Source organism: Planctomyces sp. SH-PL14 (assembly GCF_001610835.1).
Taxonomy (GTDB): Bacteria; Planctomycetota; Planctomycetia; order Planctomycetales; family Planctomycetaceae; genus Planctomyces_A.
Genome location: NZ_CP011270.1, coordinates 408,146 through 423,483 on the forward strand (window position 1 = coordinate 408,146; position 15,338 = coordinate 423,483).

The window sequence follows — 15,338 nt, forward strand, 5'->3', positions numbered from 1 at the left end:
ATCGCGACCCGTTGGCCGACAACAATCAGCGTTCGGTAACGATGGCAGCCGGCGGCACGGTCCCGGCGTCGACCCAATCGCGAAAGTGCGGCCCGGGACCTGCGGCCGACGCCGAGGGCGGGCGGGGCGACGGGAGGCCGATCCGGGCGGGACTCTCACGCGAATCCGTCCGCCGTGTGAGTGAGATCCCGGTCAGGAGGGCGGACACCGGCACAAGGGCCACGAACAGGACGCACACGATTCCCAGCAGCAGAACCAGCCCCAGGCTCACCAGTCCCTGGTGGGCAGCGATCAGCATGCTGCCGAAGCCCGCCATCGTGGTGGTCGAGGTCAGCAGCAGAGCGTTCACCGTGCTTCCCGCGACGCAGAACGGTCCATCGCTGGCCCGGTACTCGTGAACGAGGACGACTCCGTAGTCGACACCGATCCCCAGGATCAGCGGCAGCACGATCATGTTCGCCGGATTGAAATCGACTCGAAGGAGGGCCATCAGCCCCAGCAGCATCCCCCCGCCCAGGACCGGCGGCAGGAGGGCCAGGCAGGCCAGCGACAGGTTCCGGAAGTCGAAGACCGCTGAGACCGCGACCGCCACCGCGAGGGCCATGCCCGCGGCAACGACCGGCTGGTCGAGGACCGAAGGGCCGGAGCGGCGGATCCAGAAGGCGAAGCCCATGACGAGCAGCGGGCTGGCGAGGGCCAGCAGCCGCGGGACCGGACGGAGGAAGTCGACCAGCAGCGCACCGAACACGACCACGAAGGCGTAGATTCCCGCGTGGAGGTAGCTGTCCCGGATCTGCACGGCCGCTTCGTAGTTCTGAAGCGGCGTCCCGGTCGCTTCGGCGTCGACCGACCGGACCTCCTCCACAAACGTCGCCAGGGCGGTCTCGTCCCACACCTGTTCGCGGGGAAAAACGCGGAGGAGCCAGTCCCCCTGCGGGCTGAGGAAGCGGCTTCGCAGTCCGGCGGGGAGCTCATCCGCGGAAACGGGGACCGGATTCGAGATCGCCAGGAGATGGGCGAACTGGCCATGGAGGGCCCGCAGCATCGCCTGCTGGTAGCCATTGATGAGCAGCGACTGTTGCTGGACCGGCAACGCCGCGAACGTGTCGAGGAACCGGTCGAGAGAGGCCGCCGCCTGTTTGGCAGCCGGCTCGGAACGGGAGCTGAGGGCGGTGTGGAGCGTTTCGAGCTGTTGATCGCCGATGTCGCCGGGATTGACGTTCGCCAGCTGAGCCGGGAGCGGCGCCAGGCGGGAGAGGCGGGCGTGGATCGCCTGGACGAGGAGCTGCGTTTCCGACGCCGGATAGGCGGGCAGGAAGTCGAGAATGTCCTCGACTTTTCCGACCGACGGGAGGGCCGCGAGCCGCTCCTGGAGACGGCGGGCTTCCGCGGGATTCGACGCGAGAGAGACGGCGTAGAGCAGCGAACTGTCGGACTCGCGGAACAGCCGGTCCTGGAGCTCGACCGACTCGACGCCGCGGGCCTGCATGTGGAGCAGGTTGCCATCGTACCGGACCCGCAGCTTCGGACGTCCGCCCGTCCATTCGAACGCGGCTCCCAGACATCCGATCGCGACGCACAGCCCCGCCAGGGCCAGGGGCCAGGGGACTTCCCGCGTCACCCACCGCAGGGCTCGGGCCTGGAGCGGACGGGGAAGATTGGTTGCGGTTCGCTTTCGATCCGCTAGCGCGATGAGCGGCGGCAGGACAAAGAACACCGCCAGGGCGCAGCAGACGATCCCCGCTCCAGAGATGACGCCGAGCTCGGCGACCCCGAGAAAGCTCGTGAAGGAGGCGGCGCCGAAGGCGAGCGCGGTCGTCGCCGCGCAGGTCAGGATCCCGGTGCCGATCGTCCCGGCGGTCCCCCGAAGGGCGTTGATGAGGTCTTTCCCCTCATGGCGGAGGGCGAGGTAGCGGGAGAGGAAGTGGATCGCGAAGTCGATGCCGAGTCCTGCGAGCAGTGCCGCGAAGGAGATGGTCAGAATCGTGAGGTGGCCGATCGCCAGGGTCGTGAAGCCGATCGTCCAGGCGATCCCCGCCAGGAGCATCAGCATGGCCAGCATCGGATGCCGGAGCCCGCGGAAGCCGATCAGCAGGATCGCGGCGACCCCGGCGAAAGAGAGGAGCGTCGCCCACGACATGTCCCTCTGGGAGCGGCTCATCTCGTCGCTCTCGAGGATCGGGATTCCGGTCAGGCCGATCCGGATGCCGGCCGACTCGTGCTCGCGTCCGACGGCGTCGACGATCTGCCGCAGGCGGCGGATCGAGGCGGAGCTGCCGGAGAAGTCCTGGTTCACGATCGTCGGCATCGTGATGAGGAAGCCCATCGTCTCCTTGCGGTTCATGAGATACCGCACGGAGAGATCGAGACCGGCCAGCCGCTCTCCGCCGTCGACCAGTTGTGGCCACGGCGAGACGAAGCTCGACGGATCGCCCGGGTCGCGGAAGAAGAGATCGAGGCTATTGGCGAGGAGCTGGCACTGGCCCAGCAGGTTCTGGACGTCTTCGGTCCGGCCCGCGCGGTCTGCTTTCCGCAGGAAGTGGCTGAGGTTCTGGATGTAGAGTTGGAGCCCCGCCCGTTTCCAGTTCCCTTCGAGGACCGGGCTGTAGACCTCCAGCTGCGAGGCGAGTCCTTCGAGAGAGTGCGGGGAGAGGTACTGCAGTCCTTTGGACCGGAGCGAGGAGGGATCGATGCGGTAGAGGGTGTTTCGGAAGTGGCGGTCGTCGGCCTCGATCCTTCCTCCGAGTTCATCGAGGACGGAGCGGATGGCGGCGGGGCGGTTTCCTTCGACGACGACGACGATGTCGTTCTGGTCGCCGAAGCGTTCGACGTAGTGGGTCCACCGCTGGTGGAAGTCGGCCGTGGGGTCGATCAGGTCGGCGCGGCTTGTTTTGAACTTGAGGCCGGTAGCAGTGATCCCGGCTGCGGCGACGACGATGGCGGCGGCGAGGAACAGCGTGACGCGGGGATAGGACGCCACGACTCCGACGAGCGCGCTCAGGGCGCGCGGCACAAATCCCGCACGCGGCGACTCAGACGAAGGGGGTGGGGACTTCCTGTCCACAGCAGCATACCGCAGCGGATCGCCTGCAACACTGTGTTTTGATTGGCGGTTTGCGTCGTCCATGATCGCCTTGCGATTCCGTTGACGCCCGTTGTGGACGCCCGCTCGCTTGCTTTTCCTTGAATTTCACTACACTGCAAACGAGGTCGCCCGGCTGGTGGAACAACCGGGCGACGATGACACCTGAGTTTTGGAGCAGAGGTGCCATGGTGGCCAAGTCTACGGCCTCGCGCGCTCGCGTAAAAGCGGCGAAGCCTGCGAAACCATACCCGACCTTTCCCTGCTACAGCCATAGCAGCGGGCGTTGGGCAGCGAAGGTTCGGGGCAAGACCCACTTTTTCGGGCGGTGGGGCGTCAAAGAGGGGGCGTCAATCGTCCCCGTCTCCGACGTGCTGGCGTCGGCGGAGGCGGCGAAAGCGGAGTACGATCGCCAAATCTTCTACCTGAAGAAGGGGCAGCCAGTTCCCGCGGCGCCGGCGGATGACGGACCCGATATCTTCGACCTTCGCGAGGCCTTTCTGGGCGTGAAGGAAGCCGATGTCAAGTCCGGCAAACGCTCGCCGCGCACCTACAAGAGATACCAGCGGGCGGCCGACACCCTTCGGAAGTTCTTCGGCGACGACAAGCTACTAGCGTCGATCACCGTCGCCGACTTCACTCGACTCTACGCGTACTTGAACCGCGGGGGGAAGCTGAATGTCGTGTCGCTCGGGAACGACATCCGGCACATCAAGATCGTTCTGAAGTACGCCTATGACTCGGAGATGATTGAGCGGCCGTTCCGCTACGGGCCCGTATTCAAGATGCCGACGGCGAAGGAAGTGCGGCTCGCGGATCAGGCGCACCGACGGGAGCACGGCCGGCGGTTCATGGAGGCCAGTCAGCTCCGGTACCTGCTCGCCTACCTGGACGGCACAGGAACGGTTCCCCGGAAACGCACCCCCTCCTCGACCGCACTACGGGCGATGATCCTCCTCGGGGTCAACTGCGGGTTTGGCCAGACCGACGTCGCAAACCTCGAGACGACGCACCTTGATCTCGACCGAGGGTGGGTCGATTACCCTCGCAATAAGACGGCGGTGGAGAGAAGGATCCCGCTCTGGCCGGAGACAGTCGCAGAGTTACGTGAGGCCCTGGCCGTACGCCCCAAGCCCAAGTCAGCCGCAGAACGGAACTGCGTGTTCCTCACGCTCCACGGGCTGCGGTGGGTCCGCAATACGAAGCGCGGCAACACCATCGACGGCATTGGCCGGGCGTTCAGCGACGTCCTGGATCTGCTCAAGCTCAAGCGTCTGCGACTGAGCTACTACTGCCTCAGACACATCACGGAAACAGTCGGCGGGAAGTGCAGAGATCAGGTTGCCGTGGATTGGGTGATGGGACACGCCCCATCGTTCGGGGACATGAGCGCGGCTTACCGCGAGGGCATTGACGACGATCGTCTGCTGGCGGTCACGAACACGATTCGGGAATGGCTGTTTGGGGGAGGCACGCTGTGAATCCGCAGCTATTGGCCTTCTACAAATTATGCAGCCGATTTGACGAAGAGTTTGCGTTTGCCTGGAACGAACGACCGGAGTCCCGGGAACTGCTGGAAGCCAGCCGTCCCGAGTTCGATGGGATGCGCAATCTGATTCGTTCGATGCTCTTAAACGTATTCCGGAAACGCGGTACATACTTGCTATGGGATTATGAACTAACCGGGTCGACGTGGCAGCCGTACGAAGAGGTTCACGGCATGTCCTACGAATTCTGGATGGATCACGCGAGTGAGTTCCGCTTTGGCAATCGGCATAAGCTGCCTTCGCAAGCAGCGCTGTGGGCGACTTGTCCGCCAATCGGAACACCGCCCGCTGAACTGTGGTCTATGTCGGCACCGAGCGCCGCCTACATATTGTTTCGTTGCTATTACGCCTTCATAAGCGTGATAAGAGATGCGGTTTACACCGCGCTCCGCAGTCCTTGTATTGCTGCCCTAGATGGCACCTGGGTCATGAAAGGTGGCGTGGCCGTACCAGAGTTTACGTTGTCGTGCGGGTTTTATCACATCAGGGATAACGTCTTCGGGGCGGCGGACCCTGTTGAGCAGGATAATGGCGAGACTCTCCCCAGTCTGATCGATACGGAAAAGACTCCAAACCTTTTCACATATCGATACCTGGTTTGCGAGGAGTGGGCTGACCCTGACGGCGATAGGTCACGGCCCGGCTACCAGTGGTGCTGCCCGTCCCTGTCTTACTTCGACTGGGAGCTCGTGGATAGCGTGCCCACAGCGGGCAGCGCGGCCGGCGCAATCGAAGGGGTCTGCGCTCAAGAAGGCGCTGAAACGCCACCGTGGCCGATCACGGCGTTCGAAGACTTAACCAATTCGCAACTTGCTGACATCCTGGAAGTCACAATTGATACGGTCGCCAAGCGGCGGAAGGCCATTCTGAACGGCTTGTCCTATCCAGCCGGATCGCGGATGGGAGTAGCGATGGTTCGAGAGATCCTCTGGTTTTTCGTCAACAAGGGTGGATCCAAGGAAATCCAGAACACGGCCCGCAAGTACGTGGAAGAGAGAACCCGGAAGGCCGATTCGAAGCCAACTTGAGGCCGAAAGCAGGCCGAAAGCAGGCCAATCTCTCAGGGTAGGCCTAATGCGTTTTGATACGTCTGGCGAGGTAAAACGCTAGCGATATCCTGCCTCTCGTCACGCGGTCGACCTGGCCGCTACAGACCACGAGGGGAATATGATCGACTCCGCTTTTCCCAGTCCCGTCGAGGCAATCACAGAGCTGCAGTTGCTGACAGCCGGTGATGTCGCCCGGATCCTCCAGACGACTCGCGAGAAGGTCACTTCACTGGTTCGTTCCGGCTCCCTGAAGCCGACAAAGACGCTTGCCCGGGGGAACTACCGGTTCAGCCGGGACGATATCCGCCGTTGGATCGAGGCGGGCGAAGGGGCGAATGCTACGGCCGAGTCGGCGGGGGTGGCCGGTGCCTGAGTTCTTCACCCCACCACAACTCGCCAAACGCTGGGGCTGCACGCCAGCGTCGATCCTTCTGCTGATCCAGGCCGGGAAGCTCTCGGCCTTCACGACCTCGCCGCCAACTTCGGTCAAAAAGCGGTGGAAGGTCACGGCCGCCGCCGTCGCTGCCTACGAGGCCGGCGAGGCTCCCGCGCCTTCCACTGCTGTTTCTGCCCCTCGCCGGTCGTCTCGCAAAGCGAATCGGGTTTCCCGGTTCCCGATGACGATCCGCTGACCCCAAAGCACGCTGGTCCACGTCGGCCCGGCAGTAAGAGCGGCCGGTCGATCGCCGGCTGGCCGCGGTATTCCCTCTGGAGAGATGGCCATGTCCTGGGAAATCCCAACGCGTTCCGGTGTCGAAGTCTACGTGTCCCAAGGTGGGTTCGTCTGCCTGAAACAGGAGGACGACCAGCACTGCGAAGGTTACTCGATCGTCGCCCTCGACAAGGAGCTCATCCCGCAAACGATCGAGTTTCTGCAGGCGGCCTTGGAGCTGGCCAACAATGGAGCCCCGAAAGAACAGGCCCCCAGTCGCCGCCGCCCGCGGGTCGCTGCCGCACCATCCGCTGAAGAAGGCTCCGCGCCTCCGGCCTCGGTCGCCGGATAACTCCTTCGGTCGTTGAAGACGTCCCACCGCGGCGGACGTAACCGCATTCGTTTGCTGTTCCCCGTTTCCCGTTTCCTCTCTGGAGTTCCCATGCAAAAGATCGCTCCCCAAGTTGTCCCGACCGGCGACGTCGACACGTTCCTCGTCGAGGTGCTGCACGCCATCGAAGAGCACAACGAACGCGTCGCCACGCAGCCGGGACTCGACGAGTCCTTGCACGTTGACATCGTCCCGCTTGTTCTGGATCTGCTCGGCGTCCCCGTGAACCGCTACGGCGTCGACGACCAGACCGGGGAATGCACCACGTCGCCGGGCGACTACTGCCGGGACTGGCTCCACGACATGACCCGCGAGAGCAAGGACAAAGACGGCCTCCGCGGCTTCATCAAGGCGGCGCGGGCCGAAGGCTGCGGCGGGCTCATGGATCAGATGACGAGGGCCCTGGACGAGTGGCAGAAGTACCGCGCCGACGATGGGGCAATCATCCCGCCGCCGACGTTCTTCGAGCTGATGAAGGCGATCGGTTTGGAGCTCGCTCGGACGCAGCAACCGGCCACCGCCGCCTGATCCGGACTCGCTCTTCGCCCTTCTGTTTCACCCTCCAGCGCACTGAGGCTTTCGTGGTCGTCTCCGGAGCAACCGCAACAGCGAATGGACTCTCCCGCAAAGGGAACTGTGCGGCCGACGCTCCGGAGCCGATCCAGCCTCGGTTGACGTCCGAGGAGGAGCTGGAGGAACTGGTCCTGGCGGGGATGTCTGCTGGCCAGAGTGATGACGAATTGACCGCAGCGGAATTCTCGACTCAGCCGGGTCGCACACTCTTCCGAGTCATCGACAAGTACCGCGGGGAGAATGGCCTCACGCCGCCGCCGCATGTCACCCGGCATCTCCTGGCGGCCGATCGGTCGATCCCGGACCCGCTCCGCGAGGAATTGACGCGATGGCTGGATCGGATCGAAGTAGAGGTGTCCGTTCCCTTCTCGATCGCGGAGCGGCACTGGGAAACGAACGTCAGGGCCCTGCTGGACGGGGCGAGGCGGAAGCGGGCGCTCAGGGCCCTGGAAGCCGCCCATCGCGAGGTTGAGCACGGGGGCGACCTCGCCGTTCTGGATCGCCTCTCGCAGTTTGGAAGCAACGGCCCCAGAGGGTTCCGCCTCGAGGGCGTTCCCCTCGGCCGGTTCCTCAAGCAACGCACAACGACGCAGTACCTCGTTCAGACGGAGGACGGCCGCGGGCTTCTCGCGCGGGGGCAGGTCTGCCTCGCCGCGGGTGCCAGTAAGTCGCTCAAGACGTCCATCATCGGTTGCGACCTTGGGCTCGCCCTCGCCACCGGTACGCCGTTTCTGGGGGAGTTCCCCACCGTCCGCTCTCGCGTCGCCCTCCTGAGCGGCGAGTCTGGCGGGAATGCCATTCGAGCCTGCTTCGACCGCATCATTCGAGCCCGGAACCTCGACGTCCCCGACGACTTCGACGGGCTGGTTTTCGAGCAGTCCCTCCCGCGGGTGAGCGAGCCGGGGCACCTGAAGGAGCTCCATCGCTTCTGCCTCGCTGGTCGCTTCGACGTGATTATCGCCGACCCCTGTTACTGGATGCTCGCGAACGAGCGGACCGAGAGCGGCGCGGGAAACCTGTTCACGATGGGCTCGCAGCTCCAGCGGCTCCGGGACGCCATTCCGGACGGCGTGACGCTGATCCTGATTCACCACTTCTCCAAGACCGCCTCGCGCAATGGCCGCGAGTCTGGGGAACCTCCGCAGATGGAGGACATGTCGCAGGCCGGGTTCGCGGAGTTTGCCCGGCAGTGGGCGCTCATCGGGCGCCGGTCCAAGTACGACGGCGAGAGCGGAACGCATCACCTCTGGCTCAACGTCGGTGGCTCGGAAGGTCACAGCGGACTCTGGGGCGTCGACATCCGCGAGGGACGGCAAAGCGACCTGGGCGGCCGGCGATGGGCTGCGACCGTCCGGACCCGCGAGGAGGTCGAAGTCGCGAAGGAAGAGCAGGCGGACGACGCGAAGGAGATTCGGCAGGATCGCCAGATGGATCGGCACAAGGCCGCTGTCGTCAAGTTCATGACGCTTCGCGGCGCTGTCACCTTGACCGACCTGAAGGACGCTCACGGCGTTCGCTACCAGACGGCACGGCGGGTTCTGCAAGCGATGAGCGAGGCTGGCGAGGCGGTTTCCACCAAGATCCACCGGGAGAATGGTCGCTCGTACGACGGTTTTGCGCTCAGTGGTTCCCACTATCCGGCACCGGTGCCGGGAACGGGTCATCCACTAGGGGTTCCCGCCCCTTCTGAAAGAAGGGCGGGGAATACCCCTGGTGGTGACATGTCGTCAGACACCGTTCCGCACGGGAACCAGTGACCCGGTGGAAGCATCATTGAAAGTTGATTTGAAGCAGGCCCCTCTCATGACCCTCCGTTCCCAGATCGTCACCCGACTCATCGCGCGCCGCGTCTGGGAGGCACACCTCCTGGCCGAGGAGCGCCGCCGGTACATCCTGGCGGATCCGACTCTGTGGCCGGCCATCTCCGCATGGTTCACCGATCGGCCGGTGAAGTCCCCGGACTGAGCGACTTCAACGCCCGGTTCAACAGCGGATCCATGTTCAACGAAAGCGCCGCGTTCGTTCAATGAAACGCCCCGACTGTGGCCACGCCAGAACCTGCCGGCCGCGGTCCAACCCCCGAAGGAGCCCCCCCGATGAAATGCCCCTACTGCCGGACCCCGACGAGCGTGGTCTACGGCGGTCACTTCCAGGCGAACGGCCTCCCGATCTATCGCCGCCGCCGATCCTGCCCGAAGTGCAATGAGCGGTTCACCACGCGAGAGCAGCCGATTGCAGTCGATCCGAACCGACTGGTCCACATCGAGAACGACCCCGTCCCCGAGGAAGAAGCCCCCCAAGGAGAGGCCAGTGTCAGCACGTCGAATGCATTGCCGTGATTGCAAGACCGAGCGGGACTTTGAGCAGCGTCGAGTTGGCCGGGTGCGGGGTGCCGAGTGGATGCGGCGCCGCTGGTTCCGATGTCCGGTCTGCGGGCTCGAAAGACGCCTTCGGGAGACGGACGAGGGCTGGTACATGCCGCCGGCGACAAGCACTCGGAGGAAATCCCAGGAAACACCCTCACCCCGTCTCTGTGGAGGGACAGACGCGTAAGACAATTCCGGTGTTGAGCGGCGACTCCCCACACCGATCCCCCCAGCCCTGCCGGTGTGTGCCCCTGAATCCTGAGCACATCGGCGGGGCTCTTTCATTCCGCGGCACCATGACCACCTCACGCAGCGAACGGGGTACACCTTGAAGCGACGTCGGTTCCTCACGTGGCTGGTGGCGCTGGCAGGGGGCTGCGGTCGGATGCCCGTGCTCGCTGCTCCATCGTACCGCTACCAGTGGCGCCCCGGAGTGGCGAGGACGGATGACCCTTCGATCGCACACCTGGGGGCACAGCGACGGACATCGGGTCTACTGCGACGGCGAGGACATGGGGCGCAAAGTCTTCGCCGCACAGTCGGGCTCCGATGGCTGGGTCGACCGGTATGTCACCGATGGCAATGGCCGCATCCTGGTGGACGCAACCGGGCGGGCGCCGAGGGTGGAACGCTGCACCGGAAACGTGGTCGTCGATCTCGCCGAGGACGGGGTGCTGCGATCTGCACCGCAAGGGAAAAACCTCGGAATAATCGAGGATGGCACGCACGGAATCGCGAGGCATGGCACGGCAGTGCGTGGTCGATCAGCGGCCACCCCCGACGGGTCCTTCCCTGGTCGCCGACCCGGCAAACCGCACAGCCTGCCCGACGCGAATCAACACAGTCCGTCCGCCTGACGGTCTTGGGGTCAGGGGGAATCTGTGGGCAGACCAAAACGGTCCGACCTCAAGCTCTACGAACAGGCCATTCGGAAGCGGTGGCCGGTCTCTGAGACGCTGAAAACGGAAGTCGTCCGCGAGGTGCGGGGGGTCCTCAAGACCGGCGACAAGCGGGAGAAGGTCGCCGCGGCCCGCGTGATCCTCTCGATGGAACGACAGAACCAGCTGGAGGACCAGGAACAGGAGCGGGATGAGCGCGCAAACCTCGGATCTCGAGTCTCTCAACTCATTGCTGAGCTCATTGAGCACCGAAGAGGTCTCCCTCCTCCTACGCCGATCTTCGTCACCGGAACCGACGTCCGAGGCGGAGAGCGACCGCCAGCGGAAGAAGCGGAAGCGGGCGGAGGAGCGGGCACTCTCGATCCCCCCGGTGCAGGACCCGGAGCGCCGCCTACGTCTTGAGCGTGAGGGCTGCGCGGCTTGGCTGGCGTGGTACCGGAACGACCTGTTCTATCACGACTTCACGCCGAACCAGCGGCGAATCATCCAGTCGATCGACGAGCGGATTCAGTTCGGTGGGCTGAAGGCGATCGCGGCGCCCCGCGGCGACGGCAAAACGGCCATCTGCGAAGGGACGATGCAGTTCGCCCTCGTCCGCGGCCGGCTCCGATACCCGCTGATCGTGGCGGCCAACGCCGAGGCCGCCAGCGACATCATGGACAACATCAAGACGCCGTTCGAAGTGAACGAGCGATTGATCGCCGACTACCCCGAAATCTGCATCCCGGTCCAGGAGCTGGCCGAGGCCCCCCAGCTCGCCGCCGGACAGACGGTCAACGGCCGCAAGACGCTGGGCGAGTGGTCGAAGAAGGGCGTCCGCTTCCCGACGGTCTGGCTCGACTGGTGCCCGAACTGCCTCTCCGCCGAGACGCTTGGCGAACTCCATGGTCCGTTTCTGTGCCTCCGGTGCGGTCACGCCTTTGAGCTGTGGAAGTCGGACATTTCCGGGCTCGTCTTCGGTCCGTCGGCGTGTTCGGGAAGATCCGCGGAAAGCGGAAGGAGGCCCAGCGGCCGGACTTCGCCCTGCTCGACGACATCGAGGACGAGGAATCCGCGGTCAGCCGGCAGAAGATGACCAAGATCCGCCGGGTCATGGACAAGGCCGTTGCCGGTCTCGCCGGACCAGACAAGCGGATGGCGACCGTCTTCCTCTGCACCATCCAGAACCAGACCTGCGTCTCGGCCGAGTACACCGACCGCAAGCGACAGGCGTCCTACTCCGGGGACCGGTACCGGCAGGTCATCGCCTGGCCGGAGTCCGAGGACGCGAAAAAGCACTGGGCCCGCTACATCGAGATCCGGCAAGACGGGATGCGGTCGGAGGAGGACATCGACGGCCGGTCCGCGCAGGCCTACCTCAAAGAGCACTGGGCGGTTATGCACGAGGGGACCGTCCTGGCGAATCCCCACCGGTTCGTCACGGATCCCGGGCAGGATGGCGAGCCGCTCGAGCTGTCGCCCCTGGAGCACATCTACAACGTGGCAGCGGACCGCGGCTGGGACACGGTCGACTGCGAGTACCAGAACGCCCCGAAGGACGAGGATCAGGCGAGCGGGATCCCGAAGCCGGAGGTGATCGCGAAACGACTGACCGTCGCCGGTCGCTGGGTCGTTCCCGCCAAGACGCAGAAGGTAACGGTAGGAATCGACGTCGGGGACTACGGACTCTGGTGGACGGTCGGCGCGTGGTGGACGCACTTCGCCGGGCAGGTCATCGCTTACGGCTGCTGGCCTGAGCAGAGCCGGCGGTTCTTCACGAAGGCCGAACTGACGCCGACCATCAAGGACGTCTACGCCCAGGTCCACGGCGCGGAGGCGGCCGGGGACGCGATGATCTTCTGGGCCCTCGGCCAGCTGGTCGACTATCTGGCCGATCAGCCTCTCGTCACCGAGACCGGTGAGCGGCACCGAATCGCCCGCATCGGGGTCGACTCCGGGCACGAGTACAACGCGGTTCAGCAGTTCGCGCAGAACTATCGAGTTCCGAACCTCGTCCTTCCCACGAAGGGCTTCGGGCTCGCGGTAAAGAACAAGCCGATGTCCATGTGGGCGAAGACGCCGGGGACGATCGACGGCTGGAACTCCCGGATCGCCCGCACCCAGGAGCGGCGCGAGATCCTGGTCGAGTTCGACGCGAATCGATGGAAGGCCAAGCTCCACGGCCTGCTGGCGCTCCCCATGGGCTCCTCTGGGGCGTTGACGCTCTACGGCGGGGAACGAGTCGATCACCGTCAGATTGCCGACCACCTGACGGCGGAACGCCGGGTCTACATCGAAGCCGCCGGCCGGAAGGGCTTCGAGTACGAACCGAAGGTCGGAGTTCACGACAACGACTGGCTGGATTCGACCACCATTGCGGCGGTCCTGGCCGGCTTCGAAGGCATTAAGGATGCAACCGATGGGACGCCACAGAAACCCGCCCGCCGAACCAACCGTCAACGGGTCAGCTACCTCAACACCTGAAGAGGGCGCCGACTTGGCGGGCAAATCCAAATTCGAGGAGGTCGTTATCCCGGTGGGGAAGTGCGCGAAGTGCGGAAGTACGTCCGCCGAGACGACCAACACGACACGAACGCCGTACAGCGGGCAAATCATCGTTCGGCGCTGGAAACGATGCCTGGGCTGCACCCAGATGCGGATCGAAAGGACGATCGAATCGACCTGATTTCGGCCATCCTGCTACCCGGTAGCAAGATGAACCGTTTTCCCGTCGGAAAGAGCGATTGCTGATCTCCCCGCGAACGCGGTGCCCCTGCATTCTTGGTGCATGGCTGATCGCACCGCAGAAATCGCTGTCCTTGAGGCGCTGCTGAACTCGGGGGCCCTGGAGACGGAAGTCCAGGGCCGCCGGATCAAGTTCGCCAGCCACGCGGACCTCCGAAAGCGGATCATCGAACTGCGGGCCGAGTCGGAAGGACGAACCCGCCGACCGCGAGCCGCCCAGATTTACATGGGGGGGCTTTTCGTGATCGCTCCCGCATTGCACATCGCCCGGCGTGCCATGCAGGCCGGACAGCAATTTGTTCAACGCGTCCGCCGATCCAGTTTCGGCTACGACGCGGCCGACAGCGCCGGCAATGGAAAGCGGCGCGCCCCTTCAACGGACCTCCGTCACGAGGATGGAGTCCTGAAGGGGACGAAGCGGAAGAGGATTCAAGGCGGCGCCCGCGATGCCGCCCGAAACTTCTCGCTGGCCGCCTGGATGGTCCGGGCTCACGTCAACTACGTCACGCGGCACCGGTTCCAGGCCCGGACGGGGAACGACGAGTTCGACGAGCAGCTCGAGAAACTGGTCGCCAAATACTCCCTGCCGGAACACTTCGACATCTCGGGGCGATTCTGCCTCGCCGAGTTCGTCGCGATGACGGAGCGGGCGGCGTTCCTCGATGGAGACTTCCTCTGGGTCAAGCTGGCGTCCGGCCACATCCAGGGGATCGAGTCCGACCTGATCCGGGATCAGGAAGCGAACGATACGGTTCAGGTCGTCAACGGGGTGGCGGTCGATCCCAAGAAGGGCGGGCGACCGATCGCCTACGCCGTCTTCTGCCGGCCCAAGCCGTCCCAGAGTCAGACCGAGTTCGTGCGATGGGTCCGGGCGGAGAACGTCTGGCTGCACGGCTACATCGAGCGCGTCGACCAGACCCGCGCATCTCGCCACTGGCCGCCGCTCTCAATCCCCTGCAGGACGTCTACGAGGGATTGACCTCTCGATGGTCAAGTTGAAGGCGGAGTCCCTGTTCGCCTCAAGATCAAGACGAGCTCCGGGAATCGACGGGAACCCTGCTGCCGGTCACCGGCTCCGGGGACGAGGAGGACGGCGGAGACGAGGAAGGGGCAGGCGGCCCCAAGTACGCCATCGACTTCGGAAACGGCCCGGTCAAGCTGGAGCTCGACACGGACGAAGACGCCGAGTTCCTGCAGCACGACTCCCCGGGGGGAACGCCCAGAACTTTATCAAGCTGGTCGTCCTGGTCACGTTGAAGGCCGCGGACCTCCCCTATTCGTTCTTCGACGAATCATTCACCAACTTCTACGGCAGCCGCGCGCGTGGCTCCGGTACGACGAAGCCTGCATCCCCAAGCGGGAGCGGGTCGCCGCCTGCTCAACGCCTGGACCCTCTGGCGGATGCAGCTGTCCGAGCTCGACGGGCGAACTGGTCGTTCCGGAGGGGATCACCCTCTCGACGATTGTTGGGACTGGGTGCCGGACGGCTCCACATGGTGGGATCCGGTCAAGGACGTCGAGGCGAACAAGTCCGCCGTCATGGCGGGTTTCGCCGACCCGAGAAGGTCACGCGCAAGGGTGCGGCGGGACATCTATCAAAACATCCGGTCAGCCGCTCGCGTCAAGGCGTTCGCGGAAAAGCTGGGAATCCCGTTGTCGTGGATCCCGATCCTGCAGCCGGTCGAAGTCGTGGAGAAGGACCCAGAATGACCCTGAATTTCTCGGCGAGCGGCCGAAGTACGACCGGTCCGACGCTCTGCGGCAGAAGCCCAGCGCGTCCAGCCGACCGGCGGCATGTTCGAGGCCGGTCTGATCGAAGGCGTCAGCCTGATCACCGAGGGGGAAGCCCTTGGGCACGAAGCCTGGATTGACTCCGTCTTCGCCCAGCAGGTTGCCGACGCCCTCAACGCCTCCGAGAAGGGGGTGAAGTCCCGGTTCACCATTCCTCCCTGAGCGGCGATGGAATGGGGGACGTTCCTCGGACGAATCACGAATGCCCGCGTCGCCGGGGACCAGATCCTCGGTGATCTGCACCTGAGCAAGTCTTCGCACGAA

16 protein-coding genes are annotated in these 15,338 nt (G+C 64.6%); 15 read left to right on the forward strand and 1 reads right to left on the reverse strand.

Features of this window, described 5'->3' with window-relative positions:
* Positions 1–25: 25 nt before the first annotated feature.
* Positions 26–3,013 (reverse strand): MMPL family transporter, encoded by a 2,988-nt coding sequence (locus VT03_RS01705; RefSeq protein WP_075091380.1) that lies wholly within the window; start codon positions 3,011–3,013, stop codon positions 26–28.
* Positions 3,014–3,240: 227 nt separating this feature from the next.
* Between VT03_RS01705 and VT03_RS01710 the strand changes: the two genes are divergently transcribed.
* The 15 genes from VT03_RS01710 to VT03_RS33100 all read left to right on the forward strand — a co-directional run bounded on the left by VT03_RS01710 (position 3,241) and on the right by VT03_RS33100 (position 15,236).
* Positions 3,241–4,563: a tyrosine-type recombinase/integrase gene (locus VT03_RS01710; RefSeq protein ID WP_156514221.1), complete on the forward strand. Its 1,323-nt coding sequence runs from the start codon at positions 3,241–3,243 to the stop codon at positions 4,561–4,563.
* Complete coding sequence (locus VT03_RS01715; RefSeq protein ID WP_156514222.1) at positions 4,560–5,657, forward strand: hypothetical protein; 1,098 nt, start codon at positions 4,560–4,562, stop codon at positions 5,655–5,657. Before VT03_RS01710 ends, VT03_RS01715 begins: the two co-directional genes overlap by 4 nt.
* A gap of 139 nt (positions 5,658–5,796) precedes the next feature.
* Positions 5,797–6,051, forward strand: coding sequence for a helix-turn-helix domain-containing protein (locus VT03_RS01720; RefSeq protein WP_075091383.1), 255 nt, complete (start codon positions 5,797–5,799; stop codon positions 6,049–6,051).
* On the forward strand, positions 6,044–6,310 hold the full coding sequence (locus tag VT03_RS01725; protein ID WP_075091384.1) for a hypothetical protein: 267 nt from the start codon (positions 6,044–6,046) through the stop codon (positions 6,308–6,310). Before VT03_RS01720 ends, VT03_RS01725 begins: the two co-directional genes overlap by 8 nt.
* Positions 6,311–6,400: 90 nt before the next feature.
* Entirely contained in the window at positions 6,401–6,682 is a 282-nt protein-coding gene (locus VT03_RS01730; RefSeq protein ID WP_075091385.1) for a hypothetical protein, read from the forward strand.
* A gap of 90 nt (positions 6,683–6,772) precedes the next feature.
* Complete coding sequence (locus VT03_RS34040; protein ID WP_075091386.1) at positions 6,773–7,249, forward strand: hypothetical protein; 477 nt, start codon at positions 6,773–6,775, stop codon at positions 7,247–7,249.
* Positions 7,250–7,302: 53 nt separating this feature from the next.
* The gene (locus VT03_RS01740; protein WP_075091387.1) at positions 7,303–9,051 is read left to right on the forward strand and encodes an AAA family ATPase; all 1,749 of its coding nucleotides are present in this window, start codon (positions 7,303–7,305) and stop codon (positions 9,049–9,051) included.
* A gap of 46 nt (positions 9,052–9,097) precedes the next feature.
* Positions 9,098–9,259 (forward strand): hypothetical protein, encoded by a 162-nt coding sequence (locus VT03_RS01745; RefSeq protein ID WP_156514223.1) that lies wholly within the window; start codon positions 9,098–9,100, stop codon positions 9,257–9,259.
* Between the two features lie 131 nt (positions 9,260–9,390).
* The gene (locus VT03_RS01750; protein WP_075091389.1) at positions 9,391–9,633 is read left to right on the forward strand and encodes a hypothetical protein; all 243 of its coding nucleotides are present in this window, start codon (positions 9,391–9,393) and stop codon (positions 9,631–9,633) included.
* A 473-nt stretch (positions 9,634–10,106) separates the two neighbouring features.
* Positions 10,107–10,517, forward strand: a complete 411-nt coding sequence (locus tag VT03_RS33095) for a hypothetical protein (protein ID WP_156514224.1) — start codon at positions 10,107–10,109, stop codon at positions 10,515–10,517.
* Between the two features lie 232 nt (positions 10,518–10,749).
* On the forward strand, positions 10,750–11,634 hold the full coding sequence (locus VT03_RS01755; RefSeq protein ID WP_075091390.1) for a hypothetical protein: 885 nt from the start codon (positions 10,750–10,752) through the stop codon (positions 11,632–11,634).
* Entirely contained in the window at positions 11,529–13,022 is a 1,494-nt protein-coding gene (locus VT03_RS01760; protein WP_075091391.1) for a terminase gpA endonuclease subunit, read from the forward strand. The genes VT03_RS01755 and VT03_RS01760 overlap by 106 nt, the downstream gene beginning before the upstream one ends.
* Positions 13,023–13,326: 304 nt before the next feature.
* The gene (locus VT03_RS01770) at positions 13,327–14,262 is read left to right on the forward strand and encodes a phage head-tail joining protein (protein WP_075091393.1); all 936 of its coding nucleotides are present in this window, start codon (positions 13,327–13,329) and stop codon (positions 14,260–14,262) included.
* A gap of 422 nt (positions 14,263–14,684) precedes the next feature.
* Positions 14,685–14,993: a hypothetical protein gene (locus tag VT03_RS01780; protein ID WP_075091395.1), complete on the forward strand. Its 309-nt coding sequence runs from the start codon at positions 14,685–14,687 to the stop codon at positions 14,991–14,993.
* Between the two features lie 84 nt (positions 14,994–15,077).
* The gene (locus VT03_RS33100; protein WP_156514225.1) at positions 15,078–15,236 is read left to right on the forward strand and encodes a hypothetical protein; all 159 of its coding nucleotides are present in this window, start codon (positions 15,078–15,080) and stop codon (positions 15,234–15,236) included.
* Positions 15,237–15,338: the final 102 nt, after the last annotated feature.

Coding starts and splice junctions, on each gene's coding strand:
- VT03_RS01710 (WP_156514221.1), top strand. CDS start 3,241: ATGACACCTGAGTTTTGGAGCAGAGGTGCCATGGTGGCCAAGTCTACG.
- VT03_RS01720 (WP_075091383.1), top strand. CDS start 5,797: ATGATCGACTCCGCTTTTCCCAGTCCCGTCGAGGCAATCACAGAGCTG.
- VT03_RS01730 (WP_075091385.1), top strand. CDS start 6,401: ATGTCCTGGGAAATCCCAACGCGTTCCGGTGTCGAAGTCTACGTGTCC.
- VT03_RS34040 (WP_075091386.1), top strand. CDS start 6,773: ATGCAAAAGATCGCTCCCCAAGTTGTCCCGACCGGCGACGTCGACACG.
- VT03_RS01745 (WP_156514223.1), top strand. CDS start 9,098: ATGACCCTCCGTTCCCAGATCGTCACCCGACTCATCGCGCGCCGCGTC.
- VT03_RS01750 (WP_075091389.1), top strand. CDS start 9,391: ATGAAATGCCCCTACTGCCGGACCCCGACGAGCGTGGTCTACGGCGGT.
- VT03_RS33095 (WP_156514224.1), top strand. CDS start 10,107: ATGACCCTTCGATCGCACACCTGGGGGCACAGCGACGGACATCGGGTC.
- VT03_RS01755 (WP_075091390.1), top strand. CDS start 10,750: ATGAGCGCGCAAACCTCGGATCTCGAGTCTCTCAACTCATTGCTGAGC.
- VT03_RS01770 (WP_075091393.1), top strand. CDS start 13,327: ATGGCTGATCGCACCGCAGAAATCGCTGTCCTTGAGGCGCTGCTGAAC.
- VT03_RS01780 (WP_075091395.1), top strand. CDS start 14,685: ATGCAGCTGTCCGAGCTCGACGGGCGAACTGGTCGTTCCGGAGGGGAT.
- VT03_RS33100 (WP_156514225.1), top strand. CDS start 15,078: ATGTTCGAGGCCGGTCTGATCGAAGGCGTCAGCCTGATCACCGAGGGG.